The organism is Saccharomonospora sp. CUA-673 (assembly GCF_001942305.1).
Lineage (GTDB): Bacteria > Actinomycetota > Actinomycetes > Mycobacteriales > Pseudonocardiaceae > Prauserella.
This window is the reverse complement of the sequence record NZ_MKKE01000022.1, coordinates 175766-189879: the sequence shown is the minus strand read 5'-3', so window position 1 is coordinate 189879 and position 14114 is coordinate 175766. Positions and strand designations below refer to the sequence as shown.

The following is a 14114-nucleotide window of genomic DNA, read 5'->3' as shown; positions in this document are numbered from 1 at the left end:
CATGCCTGAGGTCCGGACGAACGCGTTCGTGGACTGGTTCAACGACAATTCGTCGGAACTCGTGTCCGGTTTGATCAACATCGTGATCATTGTCGTGGTCGCATTGGTGATGCGGGCGGTCGTCGGCCGGCTGATCGATCAGCTGGCGAAGCGGATGATGAATTCGCGGGAGCGGATCGACCGGGCGAAGGCGAAGGCGGCGCCCCGGGTGCTGAAGCAGGCCGACGCGACTCGTGGGGAACGGCAGCGGCAGCGTGCGGACACCATCGCGTCGGTGCTCAAGAGCGTCGCGTCGTTCGTGATCTTCGGTATCGCGTTCGTGACCATCCTCGGGCAGTTCGGCATCAACATCGGCCCGATCATCGCGAGCGCCGGTGTGATCGGTCTGGCGATCGGTTTCGGTGCGCAGAGCCTGGTGCAGGACTTCCTGTCGGGCATCTTCATGATGGTCGAGGACCAGTACGGCGTGGGCGACGTGGTGGACGTCGGCGACGCGGTCGGCACCGTCGAGGCGGTGACGCTGCGCGTGACGAAGATCCGCGACCTCAACGGCGGCCTGTGGCACGTGCGCAACGGCGAGATCATGCGCGTCTGCAACATGAACCAGGACTGGGCGAACGCCGTCGTCGAACTGCCCCTGGACTACTCGGTGGACCTCGAGGACGCGAAGCCGGTCATCCAGCGCAGCATCGACGAGTTCGCCGACAACCCCGAGTTCGCGGCGAAGATCATCGAGCGGCCGAGCATCAACGGCGTCGTCGGCATCGGCAACGGCGCGGTGACCGTGCGGGTCATCGTGACGACCCAGCCGGGCGACCAGTGGTCCATGGGCCGCGAACTCCGCGCCCACCTCAAGCGCGGCCTCGACGAGGCCGGCGTCAAGGTCGCCTACCCGGTCCTCCCGGCCGCCGGCCCAGGAGCAGCCCAGTCCGGCTGACCCCGGGCGGGGCCGGGCCGCCGGGCGCCGTGTCAGCACCCCGCGTCGCCGTGTCAGCATCCCACGTCGCCGTGTCAGCATCCCACGTCGTCGTGTCAGCACCCCACGTCGTCGTGTCAGCACCCCACGTCGCTGTGTTGGCACCTCGCGTCGCTGTATTGCGGGTTCGGGGGCCCCTGCGTTCAGCTCGCCGAGCGCTCAGGACTGTGAGCTCTGCACTGGCAGCGGCGCGAGGTGGGGAGGCATTAGGTCGTGCCGGAACGATCGACCTGCAGGGCTGGGGTGGCGACGTCGCCGACACCCCACCCGTAGGCGAGTTTGTGCACCTCAAGTACGAAGAACGAGTCCGTGGACAGGACGCCGTCGATGCGTTGGATTCCTGTGGTCATCAGCTCGGTGTAGTGGCTGACGTCCCTGCAGATGACCTCGACCATGACGTCGTAGTGTCCGGCCACCAACACCACGTAACTGGTTTCCGGGAGCGCCTTGAGCGCCTCGCACACGGCGTGGCTCGAACCGGGTCGGGTGCGTACGCCGATCATGGCCAGCCGGTCGAATCCGATGGTCAGGGGATCGGCGATACCGACCACCTGCAGGATGCCGGCGTCCATCAGCCGTTGTACGCGGTACCGCACCGATGAGGCGGGGATGCTCAGCTCGGTGGCGATCTGGTTGTACGCCTTGCGCCCGTCGGCCTGCAGGATCGCGATGATCCGGCTGTCGATGTCGTCGAGCGGTTGCTGCCCCATGGTGACTCCTGCCTGACTCCCGACGGATCTGCGTCGACCAACCATGTCGGTCGGCCGGTGCCGACCAGTCGTGCCGGCCCGGCATCACGAGCCGAATCCGACCCCGGCCCGGTCCAGGATATGCAGCCAGGGACTGCGTCTGCCGGTGGTGTCCTCGGTGGCGAGTCCTCGGCGGGTCACGGTGACGCCGATCCAGCGCAGCGGATCGGTCGGTAGTGGGAGGGGTTTGCGCCGGATCATCGGCAGAGTGGTTCGTGCGGTGTGACGGCCGGCGAGAAGGTCCAACATGGCCAGTGCACCGAACCGGGTCGCGACGACGCCGAGTCCGGTGAATCCCGCCGCGTAGCCGATGCGGCCGCGTGCCGCGGTGCCGGCGAACAGGGTGAAGTTGCTCGACATGTCGATGACACCGCCCCATGAGTGGGTGAACGGCACGTCATCGAGGGCGGGGAACGTCGCGCGGAAGGTCCGCTTGAGGGTGCGGAAGGTGGCGGGGCGATTGGTCAGATGGTCCGCGGTTTTCCCTCCGTAGTGGTAGATGGCGTCGTAGCCGCCCCACAGCATTCGGCCGTCGGGTGTCTTCCGGAAGTAGTGGAACTGGTTCGCCGCGTCGGTGCAGGCGTGCTCGCCGGTCCAGCCGATGGAGGCGAACTGGGCGGCGGTAAGTGGTTCGGTGACGAGGGCGTAGTCGTACACCGGCACGACCCGGTAGCGGAGTCGGCGCAGGAGGGAGGTGAACGCGCCGGTAGCCAACGCGACTTGCCCCGCGCGGACCATCGCCTGTCCGGTGTGCACGCGGACATGGCCCGTGGACGGGACCTCGAGTCGTTGCACGGTGGTGTTCTCGGCGATGCGCACACCGAGGCGGAGGCAGGCCTCGCGCAGCCCGTCGGCCAGGCGGGCAGGGTCGAGCAGCGCGTAGTCGGGTTGGAACAGCCCGGTGAGGGCGGCGGGGGTATTGAGGTACTTGCGCACGGCGTCGTGGTCGAGGAACTCGGCGCGTTCGCCGTGCCGGGCGCTCAGCCGTGCCTCGGCGGCGAGGGCGTCGGACTGCCACGGTTGACGTGCGATGCTGAGCTTTCCCGTGTGGACGAACCCGCAGTCGATGCCGTAGCGGTCGAGATCTCGTTGGAATGCGGTGAAATTCTCGTGTCCGCGCCGGAGCAGGGTGTCGATGTCCCGGGGCCAGTGCTGTATGCCGTTGCCGAGCCCGTGGGTGAGGCTCGGTGAGCACATACCGCCGTTGCGTCCGCTCGCCGCGGCGCCGCACGTGTCGCGTTCGATGAGCACCACGTCGGCGTCGGGCCGGGATTCCTTGGCGTGGAGGGCCGTCCACAGCCCGGTGTAGCCGCCGCCGATGACGACGAGGTCGGCAGAGATGTCCTCGGTCAGCGGTGGCAGCGGCGGCGGCCTGTCGTTGCAGTCGAGCCAGAACGGGGTCGTGCTCGCGGCCACCGGGGTGGGGCCGGGGTCAGACATGGACGACGCCGGTCCGCAGGTCGGTCATGTCCAACAGGGTGTACTTGCCCCCGATGCGGCCCCAACCGGTGTTGCGTCCGCCGGCTCCGCCGAAGGCCATGTTGATGTCCCAGAAGCAGGTGTTGTCGTTGACGACGACCTGTCCGACGGCGAGTTCCTCGACGAAGCGGTATGCCTTGGCGACGTCCCGAGTGAACACGGCGCCCTGCAGGCCGAGTTTGTCGTCGTTGGCGATGCGCAGGATCTCGTCGTCACCGTCGGCGGTGATGACGGGGACGACGGGGCCGAAGGATTCCTCGCTTGCGAGCAAGGTTTCGGGCAGTACGCCGTCGACCACGGTGAAGTCGTAGTAGAGGTCCGTGGGCATGCCGGCAGTGCGTTGTCCTCCGCGCAGGACGTCGGCGCCGTGGGCGCGGCCGTCGGCCATGTGCCGGTCCATTTTCTCGGCGACCTGGGCATTGTTGAGGGGGCCGTAGGTGGTGTCGGGGTCGAACGGATCGCCGGTACGGATCTTGTCCGTCTCGGCGAGGAGCGCGGCGATGTAGTCGTCGTGGATGGCTTTGTCGACGATGACGCGTTCGGTCGCGCAGCAGACCTGCCCGGAGCACATGACGGCGCCGTCGACGGCGGCCTTGGCGGCGGCCGGGATGTCGGCGTCGGCGAGCACCACGAGCGGACCGTTGCCGGAACACTCCATAATGGACCGTTTGAGGCCGGCATTGGCCTGGATTCTCGCGCCGGTGGCGGACGATCCGATGAAGCCGATGGCGTCGATGCCGTCGTGGGTGACGAGTGCGTTCCCGGTCTCGCCGTCGCCGGGGACGATGTTGACGAGGCCGGGCGGGAGGTCGGCCTCGGCAAGGACCTCCATGGCTTTGAGCACGGTGAGCGGAGTGTGTGCGGGTGGTTTGACGACGTGGGCGTTACCTGTGGCAAGCCCCGGGGCGACGAACTCGGCCAACATCAGCAGGGGGAAGTTCCAGGGTGTGATGATCGCCCAGGTGCCGACGGGGCGGTAGAACGTCCACATCCGTTTGCGCGGGTCGGTGGAGGGCAGAGTTTCGCCGTTGAGGCGGACGGCGTCCTCGGCGTGCAGATGGAAGAGGGTGGCGGCTTCATCGATGTCGGCCTTGGACTCGGCGAGGGTCTTGCCCTGTTCGAGGGTTTGCAGGCGGGCGAGTTCGTCTGCACGGGCGGCGATACCGTCGCCGATGGCGTGGCAGATCTTGGCGCGTTCCCAGACGTTGGTGGCGCCCCAGCGGGGTTGTGCCATGCGAGCGGCCTTGACGGCTTCGTCGATGTCGGTGCTCACCGGAACGGGAACCGATCCGACGCTCTCACCACTGATAGGGCTGATGACCTCGACGTTCTCCGTGCCGGCGCCGTCGACATGGGCGCCGTTGATGTACAGCATGACGTCTCCTCGCATCGTGTGACCGGCGACACTGACTGTAGGACCAGAGTTGCGAGATCAGCAAGATAAATCTTCAGATGCTGCGAAATACGCAGTGATGAGTCGGCAGGTTTGCTTGTCATGATCGGCCCTCGAGGGGCGCATCCGGTGTCGCCGGGTCCGCTGGCCGGTCCGGCGGGGCTGTGTGGCGGGGCTGCGCGGCGGGGCTGCGCGGCGGGCGAGGGTTGCTGGGCGACTCCGGTGAAATCTGGGTCCGGTCAAGATTGCCGAGAAATGGTCGGGAAACAGGTTTGATTCTCGGTTTCCTGGTGGTCGAAATGTCGTCGGTAACGAATTAGTATCGCGATGTAACCCTCGGGTTCGGGCGAGCGAAAAACGGCTGTCGCTTGAATTCTGCACCCGAGGAAGTGGTCCGATATGTCCGTTCCGCAGTATCAGTCCAACCCGTTGGCCCCTGGTGGTTCGCAGGCGGCGCCGCCTCGTAATGGCCTTGGCACGGCGGGCTTTGTGCTCGGACTGGTCGGGTTGGTCTTCTCGTTCATCCCCTTGGTGGGCGTTGTCGCGTGGCCGTTGGTGATTTTGGGTCTGATTTTCTCGTTGCTCGGTTTCTCGCGTGCCCGGCGGGGCAAGGCGACGAACAAGGGGCTGTCGATCGCCGGGATCGTGTGTTCGGCCGTGGGTCTTCTGATGTGCATTCTGTGGGTCGGCGTCTTCGGGAAAGCCGCGAACGACGTCAGCCGGGAAGCCGGACGGGAGGTGACCGTTCGCTACGAGGTGACCGGCGATGCACCGAACGCGTCCATCGACTACACGACCTTCGGCGACGACGGGATGGCGATGAACCAGGAGGACGTCAGCGAGTTGCCGTGGTCGAAGGAACTCACCACGAAGGGCCTGCTCAGGGGTGGCAGCCTCACCGTGATGACCGGCCCGGAGGGCGGCAGCGTGACGTGCTCGGTGTCGGTCGACGGTCAGGAGGCGAAGACGAGCACCGCTCAGGGGCAGTTCGCCGCCGCATCGTGCGACGGCTTCGGCGAGTGAGCACCTCCGCTGACTGAGCGCCCCAACTGACTGAGCACGTCCACGTTGTCCATCGAAGTTCTCCGAAACCCCCGAAGGTGCTGCCCATGTCCGGGTATCCGTATCCACAGCCGTACCCACCTGTCGCGGCGGCGCAGCCGCCCCCGGCCAAGTTCGTCGCCCTGGCCTGGGCAGGCCTGATTCTCGGCATTGTCGGCGTGGTCGCTCGCCGGTGATCATCGTCAACAACGTCACGGCGATCGCGGCGGCCGTGGGATTCGTCCTCGGGATCATCGGGTTGTTCGGGACCAAGAGGATCGTGGCGGCCATCGGGGTGGTGTTGTGCGTTGCGGCCGTGACGATCACGGTGCTGGTTCAGCAGCACACGGTCGAGGAGCTGGACCGCATCGCGCGGGACTTCGACGCGCCGTCCGGTGCCACGCCGACCGGGCCGGTCGACATCGAATCGGCGCCGTCGTTGCCGACGCCGGAGCCGGTGGACGAGTTCGACCAGCCGGGGACGAACGAGCGGAACTATCTGCCCATGAACCTCGGCGACGAGGCGTGGACGGGTCCGGTGGGTGATGAAGGCGGCAGTTCCGGCACGTCGTTCACCATCGACAGGATCGACGTCGACCCCGGTTGCGATGCGTACGGCATGCCACCGGAGTCCGGGCACACCCTCGTCCTGCACGTACGCGTGGCGACCGGCGACGACCAGCTGACCGCCATGGATGCCTCCAGCACGCTCAACCCGTACAACTTCGTCGAGATCGACTCGTCGGGCGTTTCCCACGGCGCGGAGTTCGGCGCCTGCACCGCCCATGAGAAGGCGCTGCCGATGAACTTCGGGGTGAATCAGAAGTACAGCGGCACCATCGAGCTGATCGTGCCCGAGGCAAGCGGGTCGCTCGCGCTCGATCCCGGGATGGCGATGAACGGTCCTGCCGGCTGGGAGTGGACGTACTGATCTACGCCGGTGCGCCGTCGTTGCAGAGCAGGAGGGTTCCGGTCTGGGCGGCGGTGACGGCGGCGGCGATGCGCCGGCCGACGATGGGCCCGACCTTGTCGGTCATCTCGTCGAGCGTGTGCAGCGCGGCGGAGACGATCTCGGGGTCGGGGAACGTGAGGGCGTGGACCTCGGCGTCGGTGATGGTGCCGCCGTCCCAGACGAACGCGACGCTCTCGGGCATGCGGGCGTCGTGGTGGTGTTGTCGATGACGAGCAGTGGGCCGAGTGTCACGTCGAGGCCGATCTCCTCGCGGACCTCGCGCACGGCCGCGGCCCACGGCGACTCACCGGCGTCGACCACGCCGCCCGGAATGTCCCAATTCTGTTTGTAGCTGGGCTCGACGAGCAGCACCCGCCCGTCGGGACTGCGGAACAACACCCCGCCGGCCAGGTGTCGCCGGGGCAGCGATCGCACGTACTCGTCCAACGGCAGTAGATCCACACTGCCGAGGCTACGGACGTCGTCCGGCCGCTGAGCTGAGTCGTCGTTGATCAGCCGCTAGAGATCGCGCCAGGAAATCGACTCCGGCAGGCGACCGGTACGGACGAACTGGCGGAGCGCTTCGGCGAACCGGTCGAGCGCGATGCCGCTCTGCGCGGGGAATCCGCTTTCCGATTCGACGGCCGGCGACGTGGGGTCGCCGTCGCTGACGACGTAGCCGTCCGGCCCTGCGTAGAGCAGGTACCCGTAGCCGTGCGCGACGTGGGCGCTGAGGGTGACGTCGGTGCCCTGGATGTTGGCGGTGTCGGCGTCGTCGCGAGACAGCAGCTTGACGAGGCGTGCCACGTCGTCGTCGGTGGCGAGGGTCAGGCTTTCGCCGCCCGCGACACCGTCGCGGAACGTCGGTACAGCCGCGACCAACTTCATGATGAGGGCTCCTCTCCCGTGTAATCCCGGACTGTGCCGTCCGGTTGGACGACCCGCAAGACGCGCCCAATCGCATGCTCCGGTGGAGCTGCCGGGCGCAGATGCTTTGGCTCGGGATGTAGTGGCCACTGGGTGGCCAGTCGTTGCGATGTCTGGCCGATCGGTCTGTGCTGCGTATACCGTCACCGGTGGTGCACCGGTTTGCGCAGGGGTGATCAGACATGGCCGACGGCGGTAATCGTCGACATCCGCCGAACAAGCGGCTGACCTGGGAGCGGCTGCAGCGCGGGTGGAGCCGCGACGAACTCGTCAACCAGGTCGCCGAGAGCATGCGCGCCCATGGCGACGGCGAATCGGGGCTGACCGCGCACACGGTGCGCCGCTGGGAGTCGGGCGAGCGATGGCCGGAGCCTCGCTTTCGCAAGCATCTCGTTCTGATCTTCGACCTTCCCGCCAGTGAGCTCGGCCTGTTGACCCCGGAGGAACGGGAGTTCCAACCGCAGGAGGTCACAGTTCCGAGTGGGGCGTTGGATGCGATGGTGAGCGCGGAGCTGAGGAGGTTGTTGATGAGCGAACGCGGCGGGTTGGGCCGCCAGCAGTTTCTCCGCGCAGCCGTCGCCGCAGGCCTGTCGCCCCTGCTTGCTTCGGTGGCCGTCGGTGAGGCAGACGCGGCGTGGAACGGCCGCGGACATGCACGCGACCCCCGCGCGGTCGAGTCGTACGCAAACGCCACCGCGGCGCAACGTGCGCTGTACTGGACCACGCCGGCGGAGACCATGTGGGATGCCGCGCTCGGTCATCTCCGGCTCGGGTTGACGTTGCTGGGTCAGACGACCACCAGTCGCGAGGGTGACGACCCGCTCGCAGCAGCGGTGGCCGAAACGGCGTTGCTCGCGGCGCGGATCGCGTTCTTCGACCTCGGGAACCCGGCGGTGGCGACACGATGCTTCGAACAGGCCGAATCGACCGTCGACTACGCGGGCGATCACGCGCTGGCGGCGGCGATCGCCGCGCATCGTGCGTTCGTGCCGGGGTTCGCGGGCGACGGTGTCGCCGCGCAGCGCCACTTGGATGTCGCGCAGGCGCACGCACGGTTCGGCGGCGGCCCGAACCTGCGGGCCTGGCTGCACTGCGTCACGGCCGAGGTGCATGCTCGCACCGGTCAGGGTGAGTCGTCGCGGGAGCGGATTCGCCAGGCTGAGCACGCCCTGGGCACCAACGGCACGGATCCGGAGTGGCTGGACTTCTTCAGCCCGGCTCGCCTGGCGTCGTTCGCCGGCAATGCGGAGCTGCTCGCCGGGCGACACGAGGCGGCGGCACGGTGGTTGGACCGGTCGCTTGCCGAGTTGGATCCGCAGGCGGACAAGCAGCGCGCGGTCGTCCTCCTCGACCTGGCCGCAGCACACGCGCCGACGGACGCCGAGCACGCGGCGTCGTTCGCGCATCGGGCGTGCGACATGTTGAGCGACCGCCCGTATGGCGCGGCCGTCGAGCGGATTCCCGCTGTGCAACAGGCGTTGGCGGGCACGCCGGCCGGCGTCGAGCTCGTCGAACGGACGCGTGCGTTGCGGCTGCCTGCTGTGGCGGTCGACTAGCCAGTCGTCTGCGCGTTGTGTGCGGCGATCAGGTCGGCGAGTGGGGCGAGGCTGTCCAGCTGGAACAGGCAGGCCGCTTCGACGTCGGTGCCGAGGATGGTGGTGGCTGCATCGCCGCGCAGGATGTGCCCCCACGGTCCCCGGCGGATGACCGCGGTGCGGATACCCAGTTCGACGGCGGGGCGGATGTCGTTGTCGAGGCGGTCGCGACGTAGAGGATGTGCTCGGCCGGAACGCCGGCTTCGGCGATGACACGTTCGAAGAACGCGGTCGACGGTTTCGTGGTGCCCCAGCTGTCGGAGGTGCCGAGGACGTCGATCGGTAGGTCGAGTGAGCGCAGGATCGACTCGGCGCGGGCTGTTTGGTTGCCGGCGACGCCGACGGTCAGGCCCTGGTCGCGGAGTGCGGCGAGGCAGGGGCGTGCGTCGGGGTAGAGGTCGGCGTCGGTGAAGGTTTCGGGCTCGCCTGCCTCGGCGCGGTGACGTCGCTCGGTCTCGAGGTCGAACCCGGGCCGGAACACCCGGAACGCCTCGCGGTAGTCGAGTCCGCGGGCGATGACCGCGCCGAACACAGCCGAGAACGTGTGCCGCGGAACGCCGAGCCAGTCGGCCCAGGTGCCGTACTCGGTGGTCTCGTCCACGAGCACTTCTCCGACGTCGAAGAACACCGCGCGAATCGTCATACGCACACCCTAGAAGTCGGCCGTGTGACGGCGTGGTGCCCCCGCGGCCACGGCATGGCCACTGCCTCCCGGTGGCGCGAGTTGGTGTGCTGGTCGTGTTGTTGTTCATGACCAGGAGAAACGCGGTCGACATGACACATGCGATAACTCCGACCGACGCTGCGTCGAGCGTGACGGCGAGGTCGAAGGTCTACACCACGTGGTTCCGGTGCGCGGCCGATTGCCGCGATCACGCGGTGGAGGACGAAGCGTTCGCGATAGGGCGTGCCAACGGTGGGCGGTGCGCGGCGGTGTGTGGACACGTGGTCGAGATGTCGGCGGCGATCGTGCCGAACGGACCCGTGTGCCGTGCGTGTGCGGCGGTGCTGGCGCCTGCTGTTCCGACACCGCGTCGTGCGCACGGTGTGCGGCGCGGTGTCGTGCGCCGACTGGTGGGCCGCCGAGACAGGGAGGCCGGCGCGTGAGCGATGGGATGTTGTTGGCCAGGCCGCTGCCGGGAGTGGTGGGCCTGCGCCAGCGGGTGAGCCATGTGTTCCGGCTGCCGGACACGACGGTGCCGCCAGACCGGGTCACGGCCTTGTGCGGTGCGTCGTTCGCGCCGGTGCAGTTGCAGCGGGTGGACAACCCGACGGGAATGCCGTGCGAGCTGTGCCTGGCGCGCACGCCGCGGCAGACCGGCCCGCTAGTCGCTGATGAGCGTCAGGGGAGGGGAAGCGATGGCCTCGCATGAGGAAACCTTGGCGGCGCTGCACATGGCGTCGGGGCGGTGTCACGAGATCCAGGGCGGCATCCTCGCGCAGGCGCACGAGGTGGACAGCATCATGCAGCAGCTGGTGGCGGCGCTCGGTAACACCGAGGTGGGCGGCATGCTGCACGGGCAGGCAGCCCAGGCCACGGACGCGCTGGGTACTGCGGTGGCAGCGATGGCGCAGCTCAAGGAGGGCGTCGACACCACCCTGCAGCGATTTCAAGGCTGAACGTGCCCGCCCACCGGCGGCGCCGCAGGAGCGCCCGGAGCCGCGCGAGGTCCGTAACGCGCACGGCGACCGGTACCCGGCCGACGCCGCACCGACGCCGGATCGTCTGCCGCCGCGTCCGCGTCGAGGCGAACGTGCGCCGCGGGTGGTTGCGTATCCCGAGATCGGAGGTCGGAAGCTCGGCCACATCACGCCGAACCGCGACGACCCGTGGGCGGCGGAGGCGAAAACCGAGATGCTCAAGCGCGGCATCCCAAGTGCCGCTGCACGCCGTCTGGCGAACCATGTGGAGATCAAGACAGCGACGATGATGATCAGACGCGGGGAGCGCGAGGGCAGGCTCGTCCTGAATCACGCGCCGTGTGGCTCGGAGCCGGGCGCGACGGGCGGTTGCCACGAGTACCTGCCGGCTATCCTCCCGGCGGGGTATTCACTGACCGTGCTCGGCACGGACGTCAATGGCAAGCCGTTCACACGTACCTACAGGGGGCAGCACCATGACCGACCTGCTTGAGCTGACCGGATTCCACGTCGACGACGTGCCGGATGTCGACGCGTTCGTTGCCCGTGTCCGTGAGTTCGCTGCGCAGGGGTTGGAGGTCGGTCATTTCTGGGTGATCGCTGCGGGCCCGAAGGATGTCCGCGCCGCTGACCATGTCGAGCTCGAGTTCGGCATCAGCGACAAGCCCGGAGTCGGTGTGCTCGCCTTCGGCCAGGGCGACGAGCACTATGTCCCCGCGCACGGCACGAACGAGGACGAGGTGGAGTACATGCTTGGCGGCCTCCACCCGTCGTACCTGCCAGCGAAGGCGGAAGTGCCGCTCGAGGACGTCTACGCGGGCCTTGACCAGTTCCTCCATACCCAGAGGTGTCCGGTGGTGCTCGACTGGATTCAGGTTAGTGGTTGATCTGGGGACTCAAGGCTGAATCCTGACGGGCGGAATGCCATCACGGGCGTCGCGACGCGCGCCACCAGCGAGCGTAGTCGTCGAGCACCTTGTCCAGCGGTTGAGGTTCGAGGGCCGCGAGGCGGTTCTGGATGGTGCCGCCGTCCCGGTCAGTCAGGTGTACGAGTGGGCGGCGCAGCCGGATACTCCAATTCGCGCCGGCATCGGCGAACGTGTCGAGCTCGGCTATTAGCGGACTTAACGCCACGCCGGTCGGCCACGGCGTGGCCAAGTCGAAAGTCACTTCGCACCCGGCACTGAACTCGCGTCCCGCGATGCTGATCGGCTCTTCTAAGGGCGAGACCGCGGTGCGAGCCGTGCCTGCGGAAATGACTCGCCCTCGATCTCTGGTCGGGTTCTTGAAGCAGCCACGTGTTGTGTACAACAGCAGTGTGTCGCCTGGGACCAGGCTGCGTGTCTCGCTGCGGTTCATGGCAGGAAAGGCCATGCGTTGCGCTGTCAGCACCCACCCGAGGGCTTCACGGTCGCCGATCACGAGCAAATAATGCGCCACTGGGGCACTGTAATAGAGGAGGCGATGGCTGGGTCGTAGCGAATCGTTGATAGACGACGTCGATGCGCTGCGCTTCCGCAGCGGCCGTGCGCTCGACCCGGCTGGCCACCGAACTCCATGGCCTGGGGAAGGCGGCGAGTGCGCATACGCAGGTCGGCGATGTTGCCGACCTGCGACGTGAGATCGCGCGCCTCGGGTGACACCATCGGCGAGGTGGCCCGACCGTTGACCAGCGCAGAGGAAGTCCTGACCGTCGCGGCAGGCGAGGCCGGTTTGGATGTCACGGGAGCGGAGTTGATCCGTGACGGCTCGAACGTGATGTACCGGTTGCCGGGGAGGATCGTGGCGAGGGTCGGGCCGACGGGAACCGGTGACATCGCGCCCCGGCAGATCGATGTGTCGCGGTGGCTCGCGTCGTCCGGCGTCACCGTGGTGAGGGCGCTCGACGAGGTCCCGCACCCGACGGTGGTGGACGGACGTCCCGTCACGTGGTGGCACGAGTTGCCGGAGCATCGCCCGGCTACCACGGCCGAGCTGGGAGCCGTCCTGCGCGAAGTGCATGCGCTGCGTCCTCCTGACCAGCTGGAGTTACCTCGGTTCGACCCGTTGTCGGGCGTCGCGGAGCGCATCGCCGCCGCGGATCATGTGCCCGGTGATGATCGAGCCTGGCTGGGCAAGCGGGTCGAAGACCTGCGCGGACGGCTTGCCGAGGTCGAGGCGGATGGTCGTGACGGGGTCGTGCACGGCGACGCGTGGCAGGGCAACGTCGCGGTACCCGTGGCAGGTGGTCCGCCGATCCTGCTGGACCTCGAACACGTCTCCCGTGGCTACCAGGACTGGGACCTGATTCCCGTAGCGGTGGACCGCGCCGACTTCGCGCGCGTGAGCCGCGCGGACTACGAGGAGTTCGTGACCGCCTACGGTGGCCACGACGTGACGATCACGCCGGCATTTCGCGTCCTCGCCGACATCCAGGAGCTGCGCTGGGTCGCCTTCGTGCTCGGGAAGGCGGCGGGCAGCGCTGATGCCGCCCGCGAGACCCGCCACCGCATCGCGTGCCTACGCGGCGAGGTCGACCGGCCGTGGGTCTGGACCGCGTTCTAGGAAGTCGTTTGCGCGTTGTGTGCGGCGATGAGGTCGGCGAGTGAGGCGACGTCGTTGTCGGACTTGGTGTACCGGGGCGTGTACTGGGCGTGTGCGGAGCGTGGCGTCCGCTGGTCCGGTTGCACGCTGTGGGCAGACATCGGTCCACGCCTGCTTCTGAACAAGCGAACTCAGGTCCCATAGATCGTTGCAGCAACTCCCCGGCGCTTCACCCCAGTCCAGGGGCTTCTTCTCGCTAGGATCGGTTTGTGATGGCGGAGGAAGCGCATGGAGCTGCGACAGCGGTGCCCGAGCCGGGCCAGATCGTCAATGTTCGGGGCGCCAACTGGGCGGTGACTGATGTACAGCAGCAGAGTCTGCCGCGCAGCGCGCAGGATGACGCGGTGCAGCAGTTGCAGCATGCCGTGAGTCTCCAGTCGGTCGAGGACGATCGCCTCGGTGACGAGCTTCGCGTGGTCTGGGAGCTGGAGCCTGGCCGTAGCCTGACGCCGCCCCAAGACCTTCCCACCGAGATTGAGGCTGAGCGGTTCGATCACCCGGCTCGACTGGCGGCATTCATCGATGCGCTCCGGTGGGGCGCGGTGACCAGCGCGGATGACAATACGCTTCAAGCCCCGTTCCGTTCCGGTGCGAAGATCGAGCACTACCAGCTCGAGCCGCTTGTGCGCGCGCTCCGCGCTCCACGCGTCAACCTTCTCCTCGCCGACGACGTCGGTCTCGGTAAGACCATCGAGGCTGGCCTGGTCATGCAGGAGCTCTTCCTTCGGCACCGCGCCCGAACCGCGATTGTGGTTTGCCCGGCCGGTCTGACCTTCAA

Annotated in this window: 18 protein-coding genes and 2 pseudogenes; 11 read left to right on the top strand and 9 right to left on the bottom strand. The window is 67.7% G+C overall.

Features of this window, described 5'->3' with window-relative positions; genetic code table 11:
• Window position 1 precedes the first annotated feature (1 nt).
• Window positions 2-937: a mechanosensitive ion channel family protein gene (locus BJF85_RS12125; protein ID WP_075847409.1), complete on the top strand. Its 936-nt coding sequence runs from the start codon at window positions 2-4 to the stop codon at window positions 935-937.
• A 245-nt stretch (window positions 938-1182) separates the two neighbouring features.
• Here the strand turns inward: BJF85_RS12125 and BJF85_RS12120 are convergent, their stop codons facing one another.
• From BJF85_RS12120 to BJF85_RS12110, 3 genes are all read right to left on the bottom strand, one after another.
• Complete coding sequence (locus BJF85_RS12120; RefSeq protein ID WP_083666273.1) at window positions 1183-1686, bottom strand: Lrp/AsnC family transcriptional regulator; 504 nt, start codon at window positions 1684-1686, stop codon at window positions 1183-1185.
• A gap of 84 nt (window positions 1687-1770) precedes the next feature.
• The gene (locus BJF85_RS12115) at window positions 1771-3165 is read right to left on the bottom strand and encodes an FAD-binding oxidoreductase (RefSeq protein WP_075847407.1); all 1395 of its coding nucleotides are present in this window, start codon (window positions 3163-3165) and stop codon (window positions 1771-1773) included.
• Window positions 3158-4579, bottom strand: coding sequence for an aldehyde dehydrogenase (locus BJF85_RS12110; RefSeq protein ID WP_222844538.1), 1422 nt, complete (start codon window positions 4577-4579; stop codon window positions 3158-3160). The genes BJF85_RS12115 and BJF85_RS12110 overlap by 8 nt, the downstream gene beginning before the upstream one ends.
• A gap of 417 nt (window positions 4580-4996) precedes the next feature.
• On the opposite strand from BJF85_RS12110, the gene BJF85_RS12105 reads away from it, so the two are divergent.
• The 3 genes from BJF85_RS12105 to BJF85_RS12100 all read left to right on the top strand — a co-directional run bounded on the left by BJF85_RS12105 (window position 4997) and on the right by BJF85_RS12100 (window position 6569).
• A complete protein-coding gene (locus BJF85_RS12105) occupies window positions 4997-5620 on the top strand; it encodes a DUF4190 domain-containing protein (RefSeq protein ID WP_075847405.1) in 624 nt (207 codons plus the stop codon).
• 86 nt (window positions 5621-5706) lie between these two features.
• Window positions 5707-5835: a hypothetical protein gene (locus BJF85_RS30055; protein WP_255375579.1), complete on the top strand. Its 129-nt coding sequence runs from the start codon at window positions 5707-5709 to the stop codon at window positions 5833-5835.
• Window positions 5832-6569 (top strand): hypothetical protein, encoded by a 738-nt coding sequence (locus tag BJF85_RS12100; RefSeq protein ID WP_075847404.1) that lies wholly within the window; start codon window positions 5832-5834, stop codon window positions 6567-6569. Before BJF85_RS30055 ends, BJF85_RS12100 begins: the two co-directional genes overlap by 4 nt.
• Window position 6570: 1 nt before the next feature.
• On the opposite strand, the gene BJF85_RS31380 is transcribed toward BJF85_RS12100, so the two are convergent.
• From BJF85_RS31380 to BJF85_RS12090, 3 genes and pseudogenes are all read right to left on the bottom strand, one after another.
• Window positions 6571-6792, bottom strand: coding sequence for a hypothetical protein (locus BJF85_RS31380; RefSeq protein ID WP_369822154.1), 222 nt, complete (start codon window positions 6790-6792; stop codon window positions 6571-6573).
• Between the two features lie 89 nt (window positions 6793-6881).
• Window positions 6882-6962: pseudogene (locus tag BJF85_RS31375) on the bottom strand (NUDIX hydrolase); the annotation flags it as partial.
• A 147-nt stretch (window positions 6963-7109) separates the two neighbouring features.
• Window positions 7110-7478, bottom strand: coding sequence for an Imm1 family immunity protein (locus BJF85_RS12090; protein ID WP_075847403.1), 369 nt, complete (start codon window positions 7476-7478; stop codon window positions 7110-7112).
• A gap of 221 nt (window positions 7479-7699) precedes the next feature.
• On the opposite strand from BJF85_RS12090, the gene BJF85_RS12085 reads away from it, so the two are divergent.
• Window positions 7700-9073, top strand: coding sequence for a helix-turn-helix transcriptional regulator (locus BJF85_RS12085; protein WP_075847402.1), 1374 nt, complete (start codon window positions 7700-7702; stop codon window positions 9071-9073).
• Between the two features lie 28 nt (window positions 9074-9101).
• Here the strand turns inward: BJF85_RS12085 and BJF85_RS12080 are convergent, their stop codons facing one another.
• On the bottom strand, window positions 9102-9755 hold the full coding sequence (locus tag BJF85_RS12080; RefSeq protein ID WP_255375578.1) for an HAD family hydrolase: 654 nt from the start codon (window positions 9753-9755) through the stop codon (window positions 9102-9104).
• Between the two features lie 460 nt (window positions 9756-10215).
• Between BJF85_RS12080 and BJF85_RS12070 the strand changes: the two genes are divergently transcribed.
• From BJF85_RS12070 to BJF85_RS12055, 4 genes are all read left to right on the top strand, one after another.
• On the top strand, window positions 10216-10485 hold the full coding sequence (locus BJF85_RS12070; protein ID WP_187346904.1) for a hypothetical protein: 270 nt from the start codon (window positions 10216-10218) through the stop codon (window positions 10483-10485).
• Entirely contained in the window at window positions 10472-10732 is a 261-nt protein-coding gene (locus BJF85_RS27980; RefSeq protein ID WP_075847400.1) for a hypothetical protein, read from the top strand. The genes BJF85_RS12070 and BJF85_RS27980 overlap by 14 nt, the downstream gene beginning before the upstream one ends.
• Window positions 10733-10877: 145 nt before the next feature.
• Window positions 10878-11246, top strand: coding sequence for a DddA-like double-stranded DNA deaminase toxin (locus BJF85_RS27975; RefSeq protein ID WP_075847399.1), 369 nt, complete (start codon window positions 10878-10880; stop codon window positions 11244-11246).
• Complete coding sequence (locus BJF85_RS12055; RefSeq protein WP_075847398.1) at window positions 11230-11640, top strand: Imm1 family immunity protein; 411 nt, start codon at window positions 11230-11232, stop codon at window positions 11638-11640. Before BJF85_RS27975 ends, BJF85_RS12055 begins: the two co-directional genes overlap by 17 nt.
• 40 nt (window positions 11641-11680) lie before the next feature.
• On the opposite strand, the gene BJF85_RS12050 is transcribed toward BJF85_RS12055, so the two are convergent.
• Window positions 11681-12193 carry a hypothetical protein gene (locus BJF85_RS12050; RefSeq protein ID WP_075847396.1) on the bottom strand — a complete coding sequence of 171 codons (513 nt, stop codon included), beginning with the start codon at window positions 12191-12193 and terminating at the stop codon, window positions 11681-11683.
• A gap of 225 nt (window positions 12194-12418) precedes the next feature.
• Here BJF85_RS12050 and BJF85_RS12045 point away from each other — a divergent pair, with 225 nt between their 5' ends.
• Entirely contained in the window at window positions 12419-13297 is an 879-nt protein-coding gene (locus BJF85_RS12045) for a phosphotransferase (RefSeq protein WP_075847562.1), read from the top strand.
• Here BJF85_RS12045 and BJF85_RS27970 read toward each other — a convergent pair.
• The gene (locus BJF85_RS27970; RefSeq protein WP_158056911.1) at window positions 13294-13437 is read right to left on the bottom strand and encodes a hypothetical protein; all 144 of its coding nucleotides are present in this window, start codon (window positions 13435-13437) and stop codon (window positions 13294-13296) included. The two genes, BJF85_RS12045 and BJF85_RS27970, sit on opposite strands and share 4 nt — an antisense overlap.
• Before the next feature lie 111 nt (window positions 13438-13548).
• Between BJF85_RS27970 and BJF85_RS30050 the strand changes: the two are divergent.
• Window positions 13549-14106: pseudogene (locus tag BJF85_RS30050) on the top strand (ATP-dependent helicase); the annotation flags it as partial.
• Window positions 14107-14114 lie beyond the last annotated feature (8 nt).

Bases quoted from the DNA above. Each gene is read 5' to 3' on its own strand.
- BJF85_RS12125 (WP_075847409.1), top strand. From the start codon at position 2: ATGCCTGAGGTCCGGACGAACGCGTTCGTGGACTGGTTCAACGACAAT.
- BJF85_RS12120 (WP_083666273.1), bottom strand. From the start codon at position 1,686: ATGGGGCAGCAACCGCTCGACGACATCGACAGCCGGATCATCGCGATC.
- BJF85_RS12115 (WP_075847407.1), bottom strand. From the start codon at position 3,165: ATGTCTGACCCCGGCCCCACCCCGGTGGCCGCGAGCACGACCCCGTTC.
- BJF85_RS12110 (WP_222844538.1), bottom strand. From the start codon at position 4,579: ATGCTGTACATCAACGGCGCCCATGTCGACGGCGCCGGCACGGAGAAC.
- BJF85_RS12105 (WP_075847405.1), top strand. From the start codon at position 4,997: ATGTCCGTTCCGCAGTATCAGTCCAACCCGTTGGCCCCTGGTGGTTCG.
- BJF85_RS30055 (WP_255375579.1), top strand. From the start codon at position 5,707: ATGTCCGGGTATCCGTATCCACAGCCGTACCCACCTGTCGCGGCGGCG.
- BJF85_RS31380 (WP_369822154.1), bottom strand. From the start codon at position 6,792: ATGCCCGAGAGCGTCGCGTTCGTCTGGGACGGCGGCACCATCACCGAC.
- BJF85_RS12090 (WP_075847403.1), bottom strand. From the start codon at position 7,478: ATGAAGTTGGTCGCGGCTGTACCGACGTTCCGCGACGGTGTCGCGGGC.
- BJF85_RS12085 (WP_075847402.1), top strand. From the start codon at position 7,700: ATGGCCGACGGCGGTAATCGTCGACATCCGCCGAACAAGCGGCTGACC.
- BJF85_RS12080 (WP_255375578.1), bottom strand. From the start codon at position 9,755: ATGACGATTCGCGCGGTGTTCTTCGACGTCGGAGAAGTGCTCGTGGAC.
- BJF85_RS27980 (WP_075847400.1), top strand. From the start codon at position 10,472: ATGGCCTCGCATGAGGAAACCTTGGCGGCGCTGCACATGGCGTCGGGG.
- BJF85_RS12055 (WP_075847398.1), top strand. From the start codon at position 11,230: ATGACCGACCTGCTTGAGCTGACCGGATTCCACGTCGACGACGTGCCG.
- BJF85_RS27970 (WP_158056911.1), bottom strand. From the start codon at position 13,437: ATGTCTGCCCACAGCGTGCAACCGGACCAGCGGACGCCACGCTCCGCA.